Source organism: Streptomyces marokkonensis (assembly GCF_039539045.1).
Classification (GTDB): domain Bacteria; phylum Actinomycetota; class Actinomycetes; order Streptomycetales; family Streptomycetaceae; genus Streptomyces; species Streptomyces marokkonensis.
In genome coordinates this window covers 1-19,032 of record NZ_BAABCQ010000151.1, presented here as the reverse complement: position 1 = coordinate 19,032, position 19,032 = coordinate 1, and the positions used below count along the sequence as shown (strand labels likewise).

14 protein-coding genes and 1 riboswitch are annotated in these 19,032 nt (G+C 70.7%); of the genes, 6 read left to right on the top strand and 8 right to left on the bottom strand.

Features of this window, described 5'->3' with window-relative positions:
- From ABEA26_RS28365 to ABEA26_RS28350, 4 genes are all read right to left on the bottom strand, one after another.
- Nucleotides 1-627 (bottom strand): GntR family transcriptional regulator (locus tag ABEA26_RS28365; RefSeq protein WP_345596206.1); only part of this gene is annotated, 627 nt, incomplete at its 3' end.
- A gap of 263 nt (nucleotides 628-890) precedes the next feature.
- Complete coding sequence (locus ABEA26_RS28360) at nucleotides 891-1,655, bottom strand: M23 family metallopeptidase (RefSeq protein WP_345596205.1); 765 nt, start codon at nucleotides 1,653-1,655, stop codon at nucleotides 891-893.
- Between the two features lie 12 nt (nucleotides 1,656-1,667).
- A riboswitch (cyclic di-AMP (ydaO/yuaA leader) is annotated at nucleotides 1,668-1,829 on the bottom strand.
- Nucleotides 1,830-2,020: 191 nt separating this feature from the next.
- Entirely contained in the window at nucleotides 2,021-3,409 is a 1,389-nt protein-coding gene (locus ABEA26_RS28355; protein WP_345596204.1) for a M16 family metallopeptidase, read from the bottom strand.
- Entirely contained in the window at nucleotides 3,406-4,788 is a 1,383-nt protein-coding gene (locus tag ABEA26_RS28350; protein WP_345596207.1) for a M16 family metallopeptidase, read from the bottom strand. The genes ABEA26_RS28355 and ABEA26_RS28350 overlap by 4 nt, the downstream gene beginning before the upstream one ends.
- Before the next feature lie 345 nt (nucleotides 4,789-5,133).
- Here ABEA26_RS28350 and ABEA26_RS28345 point away from each other — a divergent pair, with 345 nt between their 5' ends.
- Complete coding sequence (locus ABEA26_RS28345; protein ID WP_345596203.1) at nucleotides 5,134-7,590, top strand: DNA gyrase/topoisomerase IV subunit A; 2,457 nt, start codon at nucleotides 5,134-5,136, stop codon at nucleotides 7,588-7,590.
- A 50-nt stretch (nucleotides 7,591-7,640) separates the two neighbouring features.
- Here ABEA26_RS28345 and ABEA26_RS28340 read toward each other — a convergent pair whose 3' ends face one another.
- On the bottom strand, nucleotides 7,641-8,753 hold the full coding sequence (locus ABEA26_RS28340; RefSeq protein WP_345596202.1) for a CobW family GTP-binding protein: 1,113 nt from the start codon (nucleotides 8,751-8,753) through the stop codon (nucleotides 7,641-7,643).
- Between the two features lie 333 nt (nucleotides 8,754-9,086).
- Here ABEA26_RS28340 and ABEA26_RS28335 point away from each other — a divergent pair, with 333 nt between their 5' ends.
- From ABEA26_RS28335 to ABEA26_RS28315, 5 genes are all read left to right on the top strand, one after another.
- Entirely contained in the window at nucleotides 9,087-9,638 is a 552-nt protein-coding gene (locus tag ABEA26_RS28335; RefSeq protein ID WP_345596201.1) for a DUF6082 family protein, read from the top strand.
- 536 nt (nucleotides 9,639-10,174) lie between these two features.
- Complete coding sequence (locus ABEA26_RS28330; RefSeq protein WP_345596200.1) at nucleotides 10,175-10,411, top strand: hypothetical protein; 237 nt, start codon at nucleotides 10,175-10,177, stop codon at nucleotides 10,409-10,411.
- A gap of 291 nt (nucleotides 10,412-10,702) precedes the next feature.
- Nucleotides 10,703-11,647: a ferredoxin family protein gene (locus ABEA26_RS28325; RefSeq protein WP_345596199.1), complete on the top strand. Its 945-nt coding sequence runs from the start codon at nucleotides 10,703-10,705 to the stop codon at nucleotides 11,645-11,647.
- A gap of 137 nt (nucleotides 11,648-11,784) precedes the next feature.
- Nucleotides 11,785-13,545, top strand: a complete 1,761-nt coding sequence (locus ABEA26_RS28320; RefSeq protein ID WP_345596198.1) for a sensor histidine kinase — start codon at nucleotides 11,785-11,787, stop codon at nucleotides 13,543-13,545.
- A complete protein-coding gene (locus tag ABEA26_RS28315; RefSeq protein WP_345596197.1) occupies nucleotides 13,542-14,222 on the top strand; it encodes a response regulator in 681 nt (226 codons plus the stop codon). The genes ABEA26_RS28320 and ABEA26_RS28315 overlap by 4 nt, the downstream gene beginning before the upstream one ends.
- A gap of 58 nt (nucleotides 14,223-14,280) precedes the next feature.
- Here ABEA26_RS28315 and ABEA26_RS28310 read toward each other — a convergent pair whose 3' ends face one another.
- From ABEA26_RS28310 to ABEA26_RS28300, 3 genes are all read right to left on the bottom strand, one after another.
- Entirely contained in the window at nucleotides 14,281-15,873 is a 1,593-nt protein-coding gene (locus tag ABEA26_RS28310; protein WP_345596196.1) for a solute symporter family protein, read from the bottom strand.
- Nucleotides 15,870-16,424, bottom strand: a complete 555-nt coding sequence (locus ABEA26_RS28305) for a DUF485 domain-containing protein (protein ID WP_345596195.1) — start codon at nucleotides 16,422-16,424, stop codon at nucleotides 15,870-15,872. The genes ABEA26_RS28310 and ABEA26_RS28305 overlap by 4 nt, the downstream gene beginning before the upstream one ends.
- 138 nt (nucleotides 16,425-16,562) lie before the next feature.
- Complete coding sequence (locus ABEA26_RS28300; protein WP_345596194.1) at nucleotides 16,563-18,686, bottom strand: DNA gyrase/topoisomerase IV subunit B; 2,124 nt, start codon at nucleotides 18,684-18,686, stop codon at nucleotides 16,563-16,565.
- Nucleotides 18,687-19,032 lie beyond the last annotated feature (346 nt).

Sequence of the window (19,032 nt, the reverse complement as noted above, 5' to 3'; positions counted from 1 at the left end):
GGAGGAGAAACGCAGCCGGTGGCCCGGCACCGACCGCTCCGTGTGCAGCGTCATGAGCGCCCGCGCGCGCTCGCCGTCACCCCGGGCCACCGCGTCGACGACCGCGCCGTGCTCCGCCCAGCACTCCACCGGCCCGGCCGGCGCGTCCACGACGTACATCCAGGCGATCTTGTGACGCAGCTGGGTCAGGAGTGCCGTCAGGGAGGGGCTGCCGGCGGCTTGGGCGAGGGTGTCGTGGAACCAGCCGCCCAGGGAGCGCAGGTCCTCGCTGTTGCCGTGCCTGGCGCGCTCCTGCCCGAGCCTGACCAGCCCCCGCAGCACTTTGAGGTGTGCGTCGGTACGGCGCCGGGCGGCACGCGAGGCACCGAGGGGTTCGAGGAGCGTGCGGGTCTCCAGCAGGTCGGCGGCCTCCTGTTCGGTGGGTTCCGCGACACACGCGCCCGCGTGCCGCCGGGTCACGACGAACCCCTCGGCCTCCAGCGCGCGCAGGGCCTCGCGGACCGGGACCCGGGAGACTCCGTGGCGGCGGGCGAGGAGTTCCTCGGTGAGCCGGCTGCCGCGCCCGTGGACGCCGGCGACGATGTCGTCCCGGATCGCCGTGCACACCGAATGCGCCGGAATACGCATACCCGACCTCCGCCTTGATCCCCGTGAAACGTCGACGATTGACGCGTTTTCAGTGACTCTAGGCCAGTCGAGCGGGTATTCCGACGGCGGGGCGGATTCCATGGGCAATTCTTGGACAGCGACGTGTCCGCCGGCGAAGGGGAAACACGAAAGCCCCGACTCGGGGAGCCGGGGCTTTCGGATGCCGTGCCGTCCGTCGTCAGAGGCCCGTCAGAGGCTCGTCCGAGGTTCGTCAAAGGCCGTCAGAGGCTCGTCCGAGGCCGTCAGAGGTTCACGCCGTGGGAGCGGAGATAGGCCACGGGGTCCAGGTCCGACCCGTACTCAGGACTCGTACGGGCCTCGAAGTGCAGGTGCGCCCCGGTGACGTTGCCGGTGGCGCCGGAGAGGCCGATCTGCTGGCCGGGGTCGACCGACTGGCCCACCGAGACGTCGACGGAGGACAGGTGGCCGTACTGCGTGTACGTGCCGTCGTGCATCTTGATGACGACCTGGTTCCCGTACGCGCCGCCCCAGCCGGCCTCCACGACGGTGCCGACGCCGACCGCGTGCACGGACGTACCGGTGGAAGCGTGGAAGTCGATGCCGGTGTGGCTGCCGGAGGACCACAGGGAACTGCCGGCCTGGTAGGCGGTGGAGACGTAGGAGGCGGTGATCGGCGACACGAAGGTGTTCAGTCGCTCGCGCTCCGCCTCGCGCGCGGCCCGCTCCTTGGCCTCGCGCGCCTCCTCGGCCGCCTCGGCGGCCCGCTCGCGCGCCGCCTCCTGGGCCGCCTCGCGGGCGGCCGCGTGCAGGGCGGCCTGCTTCTGCGCTGTGGCCTGGGCGTCGATCTCGTCGGCCACCGAATCACCGATGGCGATGACCGGGGTGAGCCCGCTCTGCTCCGCCTCGGACTCGGCGGCGAACGCCGGAGCCGCGAGGGTTCCTACGACGCCGGTACCGGCGAGGGCCGCGACACCCGCCGCGCGGGCGGTGGTGCGGTGCACCCGACTGGGACGGCGGTGCTTACCGGAGGCGCGCGTGAACGCCATGTGGTGGCTGGTCCTTTCCTTCCCTCTCGCCTACCGGGTTAGCTGACGGGTTCGGAGGTGGAAGGTCTCCTACGGACCCCCTCGCTGCGCGCGCGGGCGTCCGATTCACCCCAGGGACGATGGGTCCCCGGCTCCCCTGGCTCGCGCCGTAGGGGGACTCGGCGATGGCTGTCCGGTGCCGCGGATGCGGCGTACTGCCTGACGAACAGCCCGGACGACGCTAAACGCGGCTGTCTTCAATCCTCAAACGCAACCGGCTTTTTGTAGCGCACGCCACAGGGCAGACACGCGGTCACTCCCCCAATTCGGACAAACGTCGGCCCTGGTGACACTCCGGTCACCAGGGCCGCCGCGCGTGTCAACGGCTACTCGGCCGACACGACGGTGACTTCACCGATACCGAGGGCCTGGACGGGCTCCTTGATCTGCGCCGCGTCGCCGACGAGGACCGTCACCAGGCGGTCCACCGGGAAGGCGTTGACGACCGCCGCCGTGGCCTCCACGGTGCCCGTGGCGGCGAGTTGGCGGTAGAGCGTGGCCTGGTAGTCGTCGGGCAGGTGCTGCTCGACCTGGTCGGCCAGCGTGCTCGCCACGGCCGCCGCCGTCTCGTACTTCAGCGGCGCCACGCCCACCAGGTTCTGCACGGCCACGTCGCGTTCGGCGTCGGTGAGACCCTCGGCGGCGAGCTTGCGCAGCACCGTCCACAGGTCGTCCAGGGCGGGACCGGTGTTGGGGGTGTCCACCGAGCCGCTGATGGCGAGCATGGCTGCGCCCGTGCCGTCGGGCGCGGAACGCAGGACCTGCCCGAACGCCCGTACCCCGTAGGTGTAGCCCTTCTCCTCGCGCAGGACACGGTCCAGGCGCGAGGTGAGGGTGCCGCCGAGGCAGTAGGTGCCGAGCACCTGCGCGGGCCACACGCGGTCGTGCCGGTCGGAGCCGGTCCGGCCGATCAGCAGCTGCGTCTGGACGGCGCCGGGACGGTCCACGATGACGACCCGTCCGCTGTCGTCGGCGGTCACCGGGGGCACGGGACGCGGCTCGGCGGCGGAACCGGTCCACGCGCCCAGCGTGTCGCCGAGCAGCGCGTCGAGGTCGACGCCGGTGAGGTCGCCGACGACCACGGCGGTGGCCGTGGCGGGCCGGACGTGCTTCTCGTAGAAGGCGCGTACGGCCGCGGAGTCGATGGTCGCGACCGTCCCCTCGGTGCCCTGGCGCGGGCGCGACATGCGCGTGTCGGCCGGGAACAGCTCCTTGTAGAGCTCCTTGGCGGCGCGGCGGGCGGGGTTGGCCAGCTCGTGCGGGATCTCGTCGAGCCGGTTGCGGACCAGCCGTTCGATCTCGCCGTCCGCGAACGCGGGCGCCCTGAGGGCGTCGGCGACCAGGCCGAGGGCCTTGGCGAGGCGCGAGACGGGCACCTCGAGGCTCAGCCGGACTCCGGGGTGGTCGGCGTGTGCGTCGAGGGTGGCGCCACAGCGCTCCAGCTCGGCGGCGAACTCCTCGGCGGAGTGCTTGTCGGTGCCCTCGGAGAAGGCGCGCGCCATGATCGTGGCGAGGCCGTCGAGGCCGGCCGGCTCGGCGTCGAGCGGCGCGTCCAGATCGACCTCGACGGCGACGACCTGCTGGCCGGGGCGGTGGCAGCGCAGCACGGTGAGGCCGTTGTCGAGGCTGCCGCGCTCGGGGGCCGGGAACGCCCACGGCTTGGGCTCGCCGGCCTGCGGCTGGGCGTGGAATTCCATGGTGGCGAGCTCGGTCACTTGGCCGCCTCCTCGTTCTCGTCGGTGGCGTCGTTCGCGACGTCGGCGTCGTTGTCGTTGTCGTTGTCGTCGGTGGGCGCGGTCGGCTCGTACACGAGCACCGCGCGGTTGTCGGGGCGCAGGCGGGCCTTGGCCACCTCCTGGACCTCCTCGGCCGTCACCTCCAGCACCCGCTGTACGGCGGTGAGGGCCAGCTGCGGGTCGCCGAACAGGACGGCGTACCGGCACAGTTCGTCGGCGCGGCCCGCGACCGTGCCCAGGCGGTCCAGCCACTCGCGCTCCAACTGGGCCTGGGCGCGCTCCATCTCCTCGGCGGTGGGGCCCTCCTCGGCGAAGCGGGCGAGCTCCTCGTCGATGGCCGACTCGATGACCGGCACCTCGACGTCACCGGACGTCTTCACGTCCAGCCAGCCCAGGGAGGGCGCTCCGGCCAGCCGCAGCAGGCCGAAACCGGCGGCGACGGCCGTGCGGTCGCGGCGTACGAGCCGGTTGTACAGGCGGGACGACTCACCGCCGCCCAGGACCGTGAGGGCGAGGTCGGCCGCGTCGCACGCGCGCGTGCCGTCCTCCGGCAGGCGGTAGGCCGCCATCAGGGCGCGGGCCGGGACCTCCTCCTCGACGACCTCGCGCAGCTCCCCGCCCATGACGTCGGGCAGCGAGCCGTCCCGCGGGGGCTGCTTGCCGTCGTGCGAGGCGATGGAGCCGAAGTACTTCTCGATCCAGGCGAGCGTCTGCTCGGGGTCGATGTCGCCGACGACCGACAGCACCGCGTTGTTCGGCGCGTAGTACGTGCGGAAGAACGCGCGAGCGTCCTCCAGCGTCGCCGCGTCCAGGTCGGCCATGGAGCCGATCGGCGTGTGGTGGTAGGGATGCCCCTCGGGGTAGGAGAGGGCGGTCAGCTTCTCGAAGGCCGTGCCGTAGGGCACGTTGTCGTAGCGCTGGCGGCGCTCGTTCTTGACGACGTCCCGCTGGTTCTCCATCGACTCGTCGTCCAGGGCGGACAGCAGGGAGCCCATGCGGTCGGCCTCCAGCCAGAGGGCGAGCTCCAGTTGGTGGGCGGGCATGGTCTCGAAGTAGTTGGTGCGCTCGAAGCTGGTGGTGCCGTTGAGCGAGCCGCCCGCGCCCTGCACCAGCTCGAAGTGGCCGTTGCCCTTGACCTGGGCGGAGCCCTGGAACATCAAATGCTCGAAAAGGTGAGCCAGGCCGGTACGCCCCTTGACCTCGTGGCGCGAGCCGACGTCGTACCAGAGGCACACCGCGGCGACCGGGGTCAGGTGGTCCTCGGAGAGCACCACGCGCAGGCCGTTGGCCAGGCGGTGCTCGGTCGCTGTCAGGCCGCCGGAGCCTGCCTGGGCTGTGGCCGTGTGACCCATGGGCATGTACATCCCTTCGATGGCGAAATCCTTGGTGGAATCACTGGGGTGGATCATTGGGTGGAATCATTGGGTGATACTGCGGGAATTCCGCCGATCCCGCCGATCCTGCCACTGTATGCAAGCGTGCGGGCCGCCGGTGGAGTTCCCGGTCCTCGTACGCCGAGAGCGAGAACGGGGTCGGTGGCCCGGACGACCCGACCGGGGCGGGGGCACGGGACGAGGGCGTACCCTGCGGGCAGCGCCGGGCCGGGCAGCCCGTGACGGGTCCTGGTCGGTCGCTGTCAGTGCCGCAGTCCACAATGGACCCCGTCAGTTCACCGTTCACGCTTGAGCAAGGAGCCGGCAGCGATGGCCCGCCGTAGTACGAAGACCCCGCCGCCCGACGACTCGTACGAGGAGAAGATCCTCGACGTCGACGTCGTCGACGAGATGCAGGGCTCCTTCCTCGAGTACGCGTACTCGGTCATCTACTCCCGTGCACTGCCGGACGCCCGCGACGGCCTCAAGCCGGTGCACCGCCGCATCGTCTACCAGATGAACGAGATGGGCCTGCGGCCCGAGCGCAGCTACGTGAAGTGCGCCCGTGTCATCGGCGAGGTCATGGGCAAGCTGCACCCGCACGGCGACGCGTCGATCTACGACGCCCTGGTGCGCATGGCCCAGCCGTTCTCGATGCGCGTCCCCCTGGTGGACGGCCACGGCAACTTCGGCTCCCTCGGCAACGACGACCCGCCGGCCGCGATGCGGTACACCGAGTGCCGGATGGCCGAGGCCGCCGGCCTGATGACGGAGTCCATCGACGAGGACACCGTCGACTTCGGACCCAACTACGACGGCCAGGAGCAGGAGCCGGTGGCTCTGCCCGCCGCCTTCCCGAACCTGCTGGTCAACGGCGCCTCGGGCATCGCGGTCGGCATGGCGACGAACATGCCCCCGCACAATCTGCGCGAGGTCATCGCGGCCGCCCGGCACCTGATCCGGCACCCGAACGCCGACCTCGAAGCCCTGATGAAGCACGTCCCGGGCCCCGACCTGCCCACCGGCGGCCGGATCGTCGGTCTGCCCGGCATCCGGGACGCCTACGAGACGGGCCGCGGCACGTTCAAGATCCGGGCGACGGTCGCCGTGGACACCGTGACGGCCCGCCGCAAGGGTCTCGTGGTGACCGAGCTGCCCTTCGCGGTCGGCCCGGAGAAGGTGATCGCCAAGATCAAGGACCTGGTCGGTTCGAAGAAGCTCCAGGGCATCGCCGACGTCAAGGACCTCACCGACCGCGAGCACGGACTGCGCCTGGTCATCGAGATCAAGAACGGCTTCGTGCCGGAGGCGGTCCTGGAGCAGCTCTACAAGCTGACGCCGATGGAGGAGTCCTTCGGCATCAACAACGTCGCCCTGGTGGACGGCCAGCCCCTCACCCTGGGCCTCAAGGAGCTGCTGGAGGTCTATCTCGACCACCGCTTCAACGTCGTACGGCGCCGCAGCGAGTACCGCCGCACCAAGCGACGTGACCGACTGCACCTGGTCGAGGGCCTGCTCACCGCCCTGGTCGACATCGACGAGGTCATCCGTCTCATCCGCTCCAGTGAGAACTCCGCACAGGCGAAGCAGCGCCTGATGGAGCGCTTCTCGCTGAGCGACATCCAGACCCAGTACATCCTGGACACGCCGCTGCGGCGGCTCACCAAGTTCGACCGCATCGAGCTGGAGTCCGAGAAGGACCGGCTGAACGCGGAGATCGAGGAGCTGACCCGAATCCTCGACTCGGACGCGGAGCTGCGCAAGCTGGTCTCGAACGAACTGGCCACGGTGGCCAAGAAGTTCGGCACCGACCGTCGTACGGTCCTGCTGGAGTCGTCCGGTGCTCCGGTGGCCGCCGTGCCGCTCCAGGTGGCCGACGACCCGTGCCGGGTACTGCTCTCCTCGACGGGCCTGCTGGCCCGCACCGCGAACGACGAGCCGCTCGTCACGAAGGCGGGCGCCAAGCGCGTCAAGCACGACATGATCGTCTCGGCGGTGCGGGCCACGGCCCGCGGCGAGGTGGGTGTGGTGACGTCCACGGGGCGTCTGCTGCGGGTGAACGTCGTGGACCTGCCTCAGCTCCCTGAACCCCTGGGGACACCGAATCTCGCGGGGGGCGCGCCGCTCGCGGAGTTCGTGACCCTTCAGGACGACGAGACGGTCGTCTGTCTGACCACGCTGGACGAGTCCTCACCCGGCCTTGCGCTCGGTACGGAACAGGGCGTTGTCAAGCGTGTGGTGCCCGACTACCCGTCCCACAAGGACGAGTTGGAGGTCATCAGCCTCAGGGAGGGCGACCGGATCGTCGGCGGGGCCGAGTTGCGCACCGGTGACGAGGACCTGGTCTTCATCACGGACGACGCGCAGCTGCTGCGCTACCAGGCCTCGCAGGTCCGCCCGCAGGGCCGTCCGGCGGGCGGTGTGGCGGGCGTCAAGCTCACCGACGGTGCCAAGGTCATCTCCTTCACGGCGGTGGACCCGGCCGCGGACGCGGTGGTCTTCACGATCGCCGGTTCGCGCGGCACGCTGGACGACTCCGTCCAGACCACGGCCAAGGTCACCCCGTTCGACCAGTACCCGCGCAAGGGCCGGGCCACGGGTGGCGTGCGCTGCCAGCGGTTCCTGAAGGGCGAGGACTGCCTGGCCTTCGCTTGGGCGGGCCCCGTTCCGGCACTCGCCGCCCAGAAGAACGGCAGCCCGGCCCAGCTCCCGGACATCGACCCGCGCCGCGACGGCTCGGGCGTGTCGTTGCCGAAGACGGTGTCGGTGGTGGTGGGTCCGGCCTAGGTGGTGGGTCCGGCCTAGGTGGTGGGTCCGGCCTAGGTGGTGGGCCCGGCCTAGGTGGTCGGCGGCTCCCCGCCGTCGGGGCCCTCGCCGTCTGGGCCCTCGCCTTCCGGCTCCTCCTCACCTTCCGGCTCCTCCTCGCCTTCGGGGTCCGGTACGTAGCGCAGGACGCCCCACATGCCGTGCTCGTCGGCGTGTGGGTCGTCGGCCCCGCGGCACGCGTCGAGTTCCTCGCCGAGAGCCGGCGCGTCGATGCCGGAGCCGATGAGGACGAGCTGCGTACGGCGGGCGTCGACGGGTGCCCAGGGCTCCGGGTAGAAGCGCAGGAAACGGCCGACGGCGTGAACGGCGTACCGGTTCCGCGGGTCGTACGGGCCGAAGTCGACGTACCCCTTGATCCGGTACAGGCCCTCCGGCCTGCTGTCGAGGAACCGCATGAGCCGGCGAGGATCCATCGGGACGTCGGAGACGAACGACAGGGTGTCGTAGGCGGCGTGCAGGTGCTCGGCGTGTGCGCCGCCCCTCGAATGGTCGTGCAGGTCGTCGAAGGACAGCTGCCCCACGCGCTCCTCGCTCGGCCGGCAGTCGTAGAGGAACTCGGGGTCGACACGGCCGTAGGCCGCGGGCACGACGGCGGCCCGGTCGCTGAGCGAGCGGACGAGGGCGAGCACGCGTTCGACGTCCGGAATCCGGTCGGTCTTGTTGACCACGACCAGGTCGGCGAGCGCCAGGTGCCGGTCGATCTCGGGGTGTTTCTCCCGTGTGGCGTCGAACTCCGCGGCGTCCACGACCTCGACGAGTCCGCCGTAGACGACCCCGGGCTGCTCGCTGGCGAGGAGCATGCGCACGAGTTCCTGCGGCTCGGCGAGACCGCTGGCCTCGATGACGATGACGTCGATGCCCGTGTCGGGGCGGGCGAGCCGCTCCAGGTACCCGTCCAGCTCACTCGCGTCGACGGCACAGCACAGGCATCCGTTGCCGAGCGAGACGGTGGAGTCGCCGAGTGCGCCGGCGACGGCCATGGCGTCGATCTCGATCGAGCCGAAGTCGTTGACGACGGCGCCGATACGGCTGCCTCCGCTGCGGTGGAGGAGGTGGTTGAGGAGTGTGGTCTTTCCGGAGCCGAGGAATCCGGCCAGTACGACGACCGGGATCTGCTGCGGCATCGGGTGCTGTCCCACCGTGCGACCTCTCTCTCACCTACGCGTACGACGGCCCGCGGCGGTGCGTACACCCACGTACGGAATTGCCTGCTCAGGATACGAGGCGGCGGAGTGCCCGCAGAGTGAACGATTGTTAGCAGCACTTGCTGGGCAGACGTTTTGCATGGCGCCGGACCGTGCGACCCTCGCTTCCCTCCGTGCGCCGCTTCTCCGCCTCCCCGCCGGTCAGCGACGCTCGGCACTCTGGAGGTGGCAGCGCCACTCATCGCTCGCCGGTCCCCGTCAGCCGACCCGCACTCGACGACCGGCGGGCGGTCGCCTGATTCGGGGGTTGACATGGTCACACGCAAGAACACCACGGGGAGGGTCTGCTCCGCAGCGGCCGGCATGCTGCTGGCCACGGGGGTGACGCTGGCTGCCGCGCGTCAGCGCGCTCTGGAGGCGGAACGACAGCGGATACGGCGGCTCGAACTCGAGGACACCGTCTCACGCCGCAGGACGCTGGCACACCAGCAGCGCATGCACTGGGAACTGCTGTCCCGGGCGATCGACGACTCGTCGCTGGCCTCTGTGATCGATACGTACGACCCCGACATCCCGGCGGCGAAGCGCCGGCAGTACTTCTACGCCAACGCCTGGTACATCAACCTTTACCACCTCTACCGCGCGGGGCTCGTGGACCAGGAGGAGTTGTACGGGTATGCCCGTGAGCTCTTCCAGAACCCTCTGATGCGGGAGTACTGGGACGCGTCGAGGGGGCAGCGCGCGACGCTGAAGCAGTCGTCCGACGAAGCACGGATCGGCCGCCTGGTCGACGCCCTCATCAACGACCTGGACGAAGCCGACACGGACGAGTGGTGGGTGGTGGGCACACCTCCGACGCCTTAGCCGCCCACGACCCACGTCCTGGCGGTGAGACGTCAATGGGTATCTGCAGGGATACACACGCAGTGGTTTCGGCCTTGCGGTCACAGCGGTCCCGGCGACGCCAGTAACGTCCCTCCACAATGCGCTTGGAACAGCGCGCGGTTGCCGATCTGCCTGTCGCACCTCCTTCACCGACGGTCAGGCGGCAGAGCCTGGAGGTCGTCAATGACTCTGGAAGCCATCGTATTTCTCGCTGTGGCCGCAGCCGTCGGCTACTTGGTGCACCGGCGAGAGGGAATCGGGGCCGGCGTCGCGGCAGCGGCTGCCGTCATAGGTGTCCTCTGTCTGCTGTCGTGGGGCAGCCCCGCGACGACGCCTGCTCCACCCGCCCCGGAGGGAATCCGCAGTGGACCTCCTGCTGGAGCCTGACGGCCTCGTCAACACCGGTAACACGCGAGACTTGAGTAGTCTCTCGCCGTGCAGCCACTGCGGGCGGGCAGCCAATAGTGGCTGCCCTCCGCGGAGAGCCCGGACCATAGGTAAGGACTGGTAATACTTTGAAAATCGTGCGCCGAATCGGTGTGCCGCCAAGTGCCCGTGGCAGTGCTTCAGGAGCCAACTGCCCCGACGTGTTCGAACTGAGCGACGGCAACTTCGCCGTCATCGGCACCGAGGCCACCGATGCGCTGGAGGGCGAACTGCCCGCCGACGCCGCCCGTGCCGACTACGAACGCATCGTCGTGGTCAGCCGGGAGACCCTGGTCCGCGCCAAGGCGGACATTCCCGACGTCTGACGTCACCGCCCGGGTCTCCGGCCGCATTCACCGCCGCCCGCGCCGGACACCCTCACCGCCGAGCAGCCCGGCACCCCGTCCCCGCTCGACGTCTCTCGACCAGGCCTGGCGCCCGAACGGCACCAGGCCGCTCGCATGCTCAGCCACCGACGGCAGGCCGGCCGGAACGCGGCCGCCCTCGCGGCCGGGCGGGCTCCGCCCGGGCCCGGGGGCGACCCGGCGACACTGCCGGAGCAGCGCTCAGGCGCGGCAGGAAGTCGCTACGACGCAAGTCAGGTTAGGCTCACCTCTGTGAGTACGTGCTCAACGGTCTCCGGGGACCTCGACGAGCCCCTCCCGGGCACCGCACCCGTCGCGAGGACCTGGTTGCTGCTCGAACAGCCCGGCCCGTGGGGCGCCAAGGCCCTCACCTCGAGCCACCTGGATCCCACGCTGGGACGTGCGCTGGAAGCGGCGGTGAAGGGCACCGGCGTACGTGTCGCGCTCATCCGCCGGCCCGGACGCCACGCGGACCGCGGCACCCCGGCCGAGCGCCGGGTGTACGCGGCCCACACCGTGCCGGGAAACGTGTGGCTGCACGACACCGCGCTCACGGACCCCCGCCGACTGCTCGGCCTCGATTTCGCCGCGCTGGCCAGGGGCGACAGCCGTACCTTCGACTCGGTGCTCGGAGGCGGCCCCCACTGCGGTGATCCGCTCGCTCTCGTCTGCACCAACGGCAAGCGCGACCGGTGCTGCGCGCTCCTCGGCCGGCCGCTGGCGGCCGGGCTCGCCGCGTCCGGTGCCGAGGGCGTCTGGGAGGTCACCCATCTGGGCGGTCACCGCTTCTCCCCGACGGTGCTGGTGCTGCCCCACGGTTATGTGTACGGCCGGGTCCAGGCCCACGCGGTCAAGGAAGTCCTGCACAGTGCGCGGGAGGGCCGAGTCGTCGTCGAGGGCTGCCGCGGGAACTCCTCGTGGGAGCGCCCCGGCCAGGCGGCCGAGCTGGCCGTGCGCCGGGCCGTGGGCGAGGACGCGGCCCAGGCGCTGAGCGTCGTACGGACGGACGGCGCCGCACCGCGCTGGGAGGTGACCCTGGCCCACGCAGACGGCCGGCACTGGCGGGTCACCGTCGCACAGGACGTGTCGGCGCCGCCGCGTCCGGAGAGCTGCGGGGCGTCGGTACTGGGCTCACCCGCGCGGATGGAGGCCACCGCGGTGCGCGAACTGTCGGTGACGGCTGCGCTCGCGAGCTGAGGTTCCGGCCCGGGTCGCGGGCGGTTCCCTGGACGACGCCGAATGCCTTGGCCCGGCCGCCCTCGCCACACACGCCCGGGAGATCCGCGCCACACCCCTCTACGGCATGCCGTCCCCTCCCACGTACGGTCATGGGTATGAGCCCCACTCCCCCCGTACGCCGCCTGCGCCTCGGCCTGCCCCGGCGGGTGTTCTCGCAGGTGCTGCTGATGCAGCTGGCGATCGCCGCGGGAGTCGCCGTGCTCGCGACCGGGCTGTTCCTGGCTCCGCTCAGTGACCAGCTGGACGACCAGGCGATGCGCCGGGCGCTCGCGATCGCGCAGACCACCGCGCAGCAGCCGCAGGTCGTACGGGGCCTGCACAGCACCCGGCCCGCGCCCGACGGCCCGGTGCAACAGGAGACGGAGCGGATCCGGAGGGCCACGGAGGCGGAGTACGTCGTCGTGATGGACCGGCAGGGCGTGCGCTGGTCGCACACCGACCCGGACCGGATCGGCGAGGTCGTCTCCACCGACCCCGGGCAGGCCCTGGCCGGCCGTGAGGTCATGGAGATCGACGACGGCACCCTCGGCCGTTCCGCGCGCGGCAAGGTACCCCTGCGCGACAGCGACGGCGTCGTCGTCGGCGCCGTCTCGGTCGGCATCGCGTACGACAGCGTCCGGGCCCGGCTGATCCACGCCATCCCCGGCCTGCTCGCGTACGCGGGCGGCGCCCTGGCCGTCGGCGCGCTGGCCGCCTGGCTCATCTCGCGCCGGGTCCAGCGGCAGACCCGGGACCTGGCCTTCTCGGACATCGCGGGCCTGCTCGCGGAGCGCGAGGCCATGCTGCACGGCATCCGGGAGGGTGTCGTCGCCCTGGACCGCGGCGGCAGGGTGCGCCTGCTCAACGACGAGGCGCAGCGTCTTCTGGGCATCGGGAGCGAGGCCGTCGGCCGCTCCCCCGACGAGGCTCTCGGCGCGGGACGGACCGCCGACGTCCTGACCGGCCGGGTGACCGGGACCGATCTGCTGACCGTGCGCGGCCAGCGGGTCCTGGTCGCCAACCGGATGCCCACCGACGACGGCGGTGCGGTCGCCACCCTGCGCGACCGCACCGAGCTGGAGCAGCTCGGCCGGGAGCTGGACTCGACACGCGGCCTGATCGATGCCCTGCGCGCGCAGGACCACGAGCACGCCAACCGCATGCACACCCTGCTGGGGCTGCTCGAACTGGAGATGTACGAGGACGCGGTGGAGTTCGTCGGCGAGGTGGTCGGCGACCACCGGGTCACCGCGGAGCAGATCACGGAGCGGATCCAGGATCCCCTGCTCGCCGCGCTGCTGGTCGGCAAGGCGACCGTCGCGGCCGAACGCGGGGTCGCCCTGTGGGTGTCGGACCGGACGCGGCTGCCGGACCTTCTGGTCGATCCAAGGGGGCTTGTCACGATCGTCGGCAACCTTGTCGACAACGCGCTCGACGCCGTCGCGGGGACGGCACACGCGCGCGTGGAGGTCGAGTTGCGGACACGCGGGCGTTCCGTCGCGCTCAGAGTGCGGGACACCGGGCCCGGGATTCCGGCGGAACACCGCGAACTGGCCTTCACGGCGGGTTGGTCCACCAAGGATCCGCCGGCGCACCGCCGGCGCGGCATCGGGCTGTCGCTGGTGCGCAGGCTGGCCGAGCGGCAGGGCGGCAGCGCCACCGTCGGCGAGGCACACGGCGGGGGCGCGGAGTTCGTCGTCGAACTGCCCGACGCACTGGCGGGAACGGACCTGGAACCCGCCCTCACCTCCCCCTTGAACACCACTCCCGCCAACACCACACACCCGAACGCCACGCACCCGAACACCACGCACCCGAACACCACATCCGTGAGCACCACACCCGTGAACACCGCTGCCAAGGAGGAGTCCCGATGATCGAGGTCCTGGTCGTGGACGACGACACGCGGGTCGCACGGGTCAACGCCGCCTACGTGGAGAAGGTCCCGGGCTTCCACGTCGCCGGGGAGGCGCACAACGCTCTGGAGGCGCTGCGCCACGTGGAGACGCTGCCCCGCCTGGACCTGATCCTGCTGGATCACTACCTGCCCGACCGGACCGGTCTGGAGGTCGTCCAGGAGATGCGGCGCCGGGGCCTCCAGACCGACGTGATCATGGTGACGGCGGCACGGGACGTGTCGACCGTCCAAGCGGCGATGCGCCACGGTGCCCTGCAGTACCTGGTCAAACCGTTCGCCTTCGCGGGGCTGCGCGCCAAGCTGGTGGCGTACGCGGAGCTGCGGCGCACTCTCGACGGCGGTGGTGAGGCGGAGCAGGCGGAGGTCGACCGCATCTTCGGCGCGCTGTCGGCGCCGTCGGAGCCGGGGCTTCCCAAGGGACACTCGCCCACCACCGCCGAGCTCGTGCGCCAATGTCTGATGAAGGCCGACGGCGCCCTCTCGGCCCAGGAGATCGCCGAGCGGACCGGGGTGAGCCGGCAGACCGCTCAGCGCTATCTGAAGCTTCTGGAACGCACAGGGCGGGCCAGACTGACCCTCAAGTACGGCGACGCGGGCCGCCCGGAGCACCGCTACGAGTGGGCGACCCGCGTCTGAGGACCGCGAGCGCGCCTCCGCCTCCCGCACGGCAGCCGCTCCCGAACGGCACCCGCTCCTACGCGGCCCCCGCCCCGGTCAGCGACCGCACCTCCGTTTCGGCGTGCCTGGCCTCGTCCGGGACCTCCCGCGAGGTGACCGTGCCGAGCCAGCCCGCGACGAAGCCCAGCGGGATCGAGACCAGGCCGGGATTCCGCAGGGGGAAGTACTGGAAGTCGACGCCCGGGAACAGCGACTGCGGGCTGCCCGACACGACGGGGGACAGCAGCACGAGCACCACGGCCGGGGCGAGACCGCCGTAGACGGCCCACACGGCCCCCCGGGTGGTGAAGCCGCGCCAGAAAAGCGAGTAGAGCAGCACCGGAAGATTGGCGGACGCGGCGACCGCGAAGGCGAGACCCACCAGGAAGGCGACGTTGAGGTCTCGGGCGAGCAGGCCGAGGGCGATCGCGGCGGCGCCGATCCCGACGGCGGCGACACGGGCCACGGCGACCTCACTGCGCGGCTTGGCGTCGCGGCGCCGCAGGGACGCGTACAGGTCGTGTGCCACGGACGCCGAAGAGGCCAGGGTGATGCCGGCGACCACCGCGAGGATGGTGGCGAAGGCGACGGCGGCGACGACCGCGAACAGAACCGTCCCCCCGGCGGACCCCGCGCCGCCGCCCAGGTCGAGGGCGAGCAGCGGGACCGCCGTGTTCCCGGCGGCGTTCGAAGCGCGTACGGCATCCGGCCCGACCAGGGCGGCGGCACCGAATCCGAGCACGATCGTCATCAGGTAGAACCCGCCGATGAGGCCGATCGACCAGACGACGGACCGCCGTGCCGCCCGCGCGGTGGGCACGGTGTAGAAGCGGGACAGGATGTGCGGAAGCCCTGCCGTGCCCAGCACCAGGGCGAGCCCCAGGCTGATGAAGTCGAAGCGCGAGGTCCAGTCTCCGCCGTACGCGAGCCCGGGCGCCAGGAAGGCGTCGCCGTGACCGCTGCGCTCGGCCGCCGTGCGCAGCAGCCGGTCGACATCGCCGTGGAAGCGCACCAGGACGAGCGTGGTCAGCGCCACGGTGCCGCCCAGCAGCAGCACCGCCTTAACGATCTGGATCCAGGTGGTGGCCCGCATTCCGCCCAGCGACACATAGATCACCATGAGGGCGCCCACGCCTACGACGGTCCAGGTCCGCGCGGTCTCACCGGTGCCGCCGAGCAGCAGCGCGACCAGGCTGCCCGCGCCCACCATCTGCGCCACCAGGTACAGAACCGACACGGTGACCGAGGATGTTCCCGCCGCGATCCGTACCGGTCGCTCCCGCATCCGTGCCGCCACGACGTCGGCGAGGGTGAACCTCCCGCAGTTGCGCACCAGTTCGGCGACGAGGAACAGCACGACGAGCCAGGCCACCAGAAAGCCCACCGAGTACAGCATGCCGTCGTAGCCGTGGAGCGCGATGAGCCCCGAGATGCCGAGGAAGGAAGCGGCCGACATGTAGTCGCCGGCGATGGCGAAACCATTCTCCATCGGTGAGAAGAGGCGACCGCCCGCGTAGAACTCCTCCGGTGAGCCCTGCCGGTTACGGCTCACCCACGTGGTGATCGCCAGTGTGACGGCGACGAACGTGCCGAACAGCAGCAGCGCCAACGTCTGATGGTCGCCGGTCACGATGCACCGCCTCGCGCGCCGCGCGTCAGTTCCTGGGTGTCCCAGCGCAGTTCGAGTGCGGCCCGGTCCCTGCGCAGCCGGGCATGCCGGGTGTACGCCCAGGTGAGCAGGAACGTGCTGAGGAACTGCCCGAGCCCGGCGAGCATCGCCACGTTCACCGCCCCGGCCACCGGCCGGGCCATCAGCGTGGACATCGTGGTGGCGGCCACCACGTAGGCGAGATACCACACGAGGAAGGCGACCACCGCCGGCACCACGAACCCGCGGTACCGGCTGCGGACCTCCTGGAAGGCCGCGCTGCGCTGAACCTCCAGGTACACGTCGGCCGCGGCCCGGGGCGGCTCCACCGCCGGTTCCCGGCGCGGCGCCGGCCCCGGGACCTCCGCCCCGGCCGACTCTCCCCATCCGGAGGCGAGGGCGTTGTACCAGGGGTCGTCGTACGCCGGGCTCGGGGACGCCTCGGCCACGAACCGGTCCGGGGCGTCGCGGTGGCCGGCCGCGCCTTCCGAACCGCCTCTGGCACCTCGGAGGCGATCGTTGCTTGACTGCATGCCCAAGGATGGACAGAACGGGAAGATCCCTTACTCTTCTTCCCCTCGCATTTCACCCCTTCAGGTGACTGCGTCCCGCGCCGGCCACACGAGTCCCGCCCTGTGCGCGTAACGCACCGCCTCGGAGGTAACGCGCGGTCACGCGTCGATGCGCGACCGGTCCAGTGTCGCCGCCGAACTGGAGATGAACTCCTTGCGGGGAGCGACGTCGTTCCCCATCAGCAGGTCGAACACCTGCTCGGCGGAGTCCAGATCGGTGAGGTTGATCCGGCGCAGGGTGCGGCGCCGCGGGTCCATGGTCGTCTCCGCGAGCTGGTCGGCGTCCATCTCGCCCAGGCCCTTGTAGCGCTGGATGGAGTCCTTGTACCGGATGTTCTTGCTCTGGAGCTCCATGAGCGTGTCCCGCAGCTCCCGGTCCGAGTACGTGTACACGTACTTGTCCTGGCCCTTCTTGGGCTGGACGAGCTCGATGCGGTGCAGAGGCGGCACCGCGGCGAAGACCCGGCCGGCCTCCACCATGGGCCGCATGTAGCGGTGGAACAGGGTGAGGAGCAGGGTGCGGATGTGGGAGCCGTCCACATCGGCGTCGGTCATCATGATGATCTTGCCGTAGCGGGCCGCGTCGATGTCGAACGTACGGCCGGACCCGGCCCCTATGACCTGGATGATCGCGCCGCACTCGGCGTTCTTCAGCATGTCGGTCACGGACGACTTCTGGACGTTGAGGATCTTGCCCCGGATCGGCAGCAGCGCCTGGAACTCGGAGTTCCGGGCGAGCTTCGCCGTGCCCAGCGCGGAGTCGCCCTCGACGATGAACAGCTCGCTGCGGTCGACGTCGTCGCTGCGGCAGTCGGCGAGCTTCGCCGGCAGCGAGGAGGACTCCAGGGCCGTCTTGCGGCGCTGGGCGTCCTTGTGCTGACGGGCGGCGATGCGGGTGCGGGCCGCGGCGACGGCCTTCTCCATGACCACGCGGGCCTGCTGGGCGTCGTCGCGCTTGGTGGAGGTCAGGAACGCCTTGAGTTCCTTGGTGATGACGTTGTTCACGATCCGGCGGGCCGCCGAGGTGCCGAGGACCTCCTTGGTCTGGCCCTCGAACTGCGGCTCGGCGAGGCGGACCGTCACGACCGCCGTCAGCCCCTCGAGGGCATCGTCCTTGACGATGTCGTCCTCGGCTACGCGCAGCATCTTCTTGGTCCGCAGCACCTCGTTCATCGTCTTCGCCACCGCCTGCTCGAAGCCCGCGACGTGGGTGCCGCCCTTGGGCGTGGCGATGATGTTGACGAATGACTTGAGGGTGGTGTCGTAACCGGTGCCCCAGCGCATCGCGACGTCGACCCCGAGGTCACGGGTGACCTCGGTGGGTGTCATCTGACCGTGCTCGTCCAGGACCGGGACCGTCTCCTTGAAACCGCCGTTCCCGCTGAAGCGGAGGACGTCGCAGACGGGCCGGTCGCTGGCCAGGAACTCGCAGAACTCGCTGATGCCGCCGTCGAAGCGGAAGGACTCCTCGCCCTTGCTGCCGCCGTCTCCGAGACCGAACTCGTCGCGGACGACGATGGTCAGGCCGGGCACCAGGAAGGCGGTCTGGCGGGCCCGCTGGTGCAGGTTCTCCAGGGAGAGCTTGGCGTCCTTGAGGAAGATCTGGCGGTCGGCCCAGTACCGCACGCGCGTGCCGGTGCGGCTCTTGGGGATCTTCTTGCCCTTGCGCAGTCCGCTGCCGGCCTCGAACTTCGCGTCCGGGCCCGCTCCCGTGAAGGCGCCGGGAACGCCACGACGGAAGCTGATGGCGTTCGTGTTCCCGCTGCGGTCCACCTCGATGTCCAGGCGGGCGGACAGGGCGTTCACCACGGAGGCGCCGACGCCGTGCAGGCCGCCGGAGGCGGCGTACGAGCCGCCGCCGAACTTGCCGCCCGCGTGCAGCTTGGTCATGACGACCTCGACACCGGAGAGGCCGGTCTTGGGCTCGACGTCGACCGGGATGCCCCGGCCGTTGTCCCGGACCTCCACGGAGGCGTCGTCGTGCAGGATCACCTCGATGTGGTCGCAGTGACCACCGAGAGCCTCGTCGACGGAGTTGTCGATGATCTCCCACAGGCAGTGCATGAGACCACGGCTGTCGGTTGATCCGATGTACATGCCCGGACGCTTGCGTACGGCCTCGAGCCCCTCGAGGACGAGCAGGTGCCGCGCGGTGTAGTTGGATCCGTCCCGGTCTGCTCCTGCCAGCAGCGCAGTGGACGGCACGGATGTCTCGGCGGTCACGCGGTTCGCTCCTCGCTGAATTTCAGATGGGGCCCCGCTGGGTAAGGGCGCGGCTCGGTTCTCCGGTCAGAGGGTACCGAGGCCTGGTAGAGCCGTTGTAACGCCACCCTCGTCGAGAGCTCACCCTAGTCCAGCATCGCATGCCTGTTCGATCCCTCGATGGGGTGAAGTACACATCACGTTCCCTTCGAGGCATGAACCATTTAGGCTCCGGGCACGTCCTCTTGAACAAACCGGCAACCCGGCCGGCGGGACTGACACTGACCACAGCGCGAACCCGTACGACACAGAGACACGCAATACGGCACATTCGCCGCCAACCGGCAACAGCCGATCCCTCGGAAAG

Excerpts from the sequence above, each read along its gene's own strand:
- ABEA26_RS28320 (WP_345596198.1), top strand. The coding sequence starts at position 11,785 with ATGAGCCCCACTCCCCCCGTACGCCGCCTGCGCCTCGGCCTGCCCCGG.
- ABEA26_RS28350 (WP_345596207.1), bottom strand. The coding sequence starts at position 4,788 with ATGCCCATGGGTCACACGGCCACAGCCCAGGCAGGCTCCGGCGGCCTG.
- ABEA26_RS28335 (WP_345596201.1), top strand. The coding sequence starts at position 9,087 with ATGGTCACACGCAAGAACACCACGGGGAGGGTCTGCTCCGCAGCGGCC.
- ABEA26_RS28315 (WP_345596197.1), top strand. The coding sequence starts at position 13,542 with ATGATCGAGGTCCTGGTCGTGGACGACGACACGCGGGTCGCACGGGTC.
- ABEA26_RS28340 (WP_345596202.1), bottom strand. The coding sequence starts at position 8,753 with ATGCCGCAGCAGATCCCGGTCGTCGTACTGGCCGGATTCCTCGGCTCC.
- ABEA26_RS28360 (WP_345596205.1), bottom strand. The coding sequence starts at position 1,655 with ATGGCGTTCACGCGCGCCTCCGGTAAGCACCGCCGTCCCAGTCGGGTG.
- ABEA26_RS28345 (WP_345596203.1), top strand. The coding sequence starts at position 5,134 with ATGGCCCGCCGTAGTACGAAGACCCCGCCGCCCGACGACTCGTACGAG.
- ABEA26_RS28305 (WP_345596195.1), bottom strand. The coding sequence starts at position 16,424 with ATGCAGTCAAGCAACGATCGCCTCCGAGGTGCCAGAGGCGGTTCGGAA.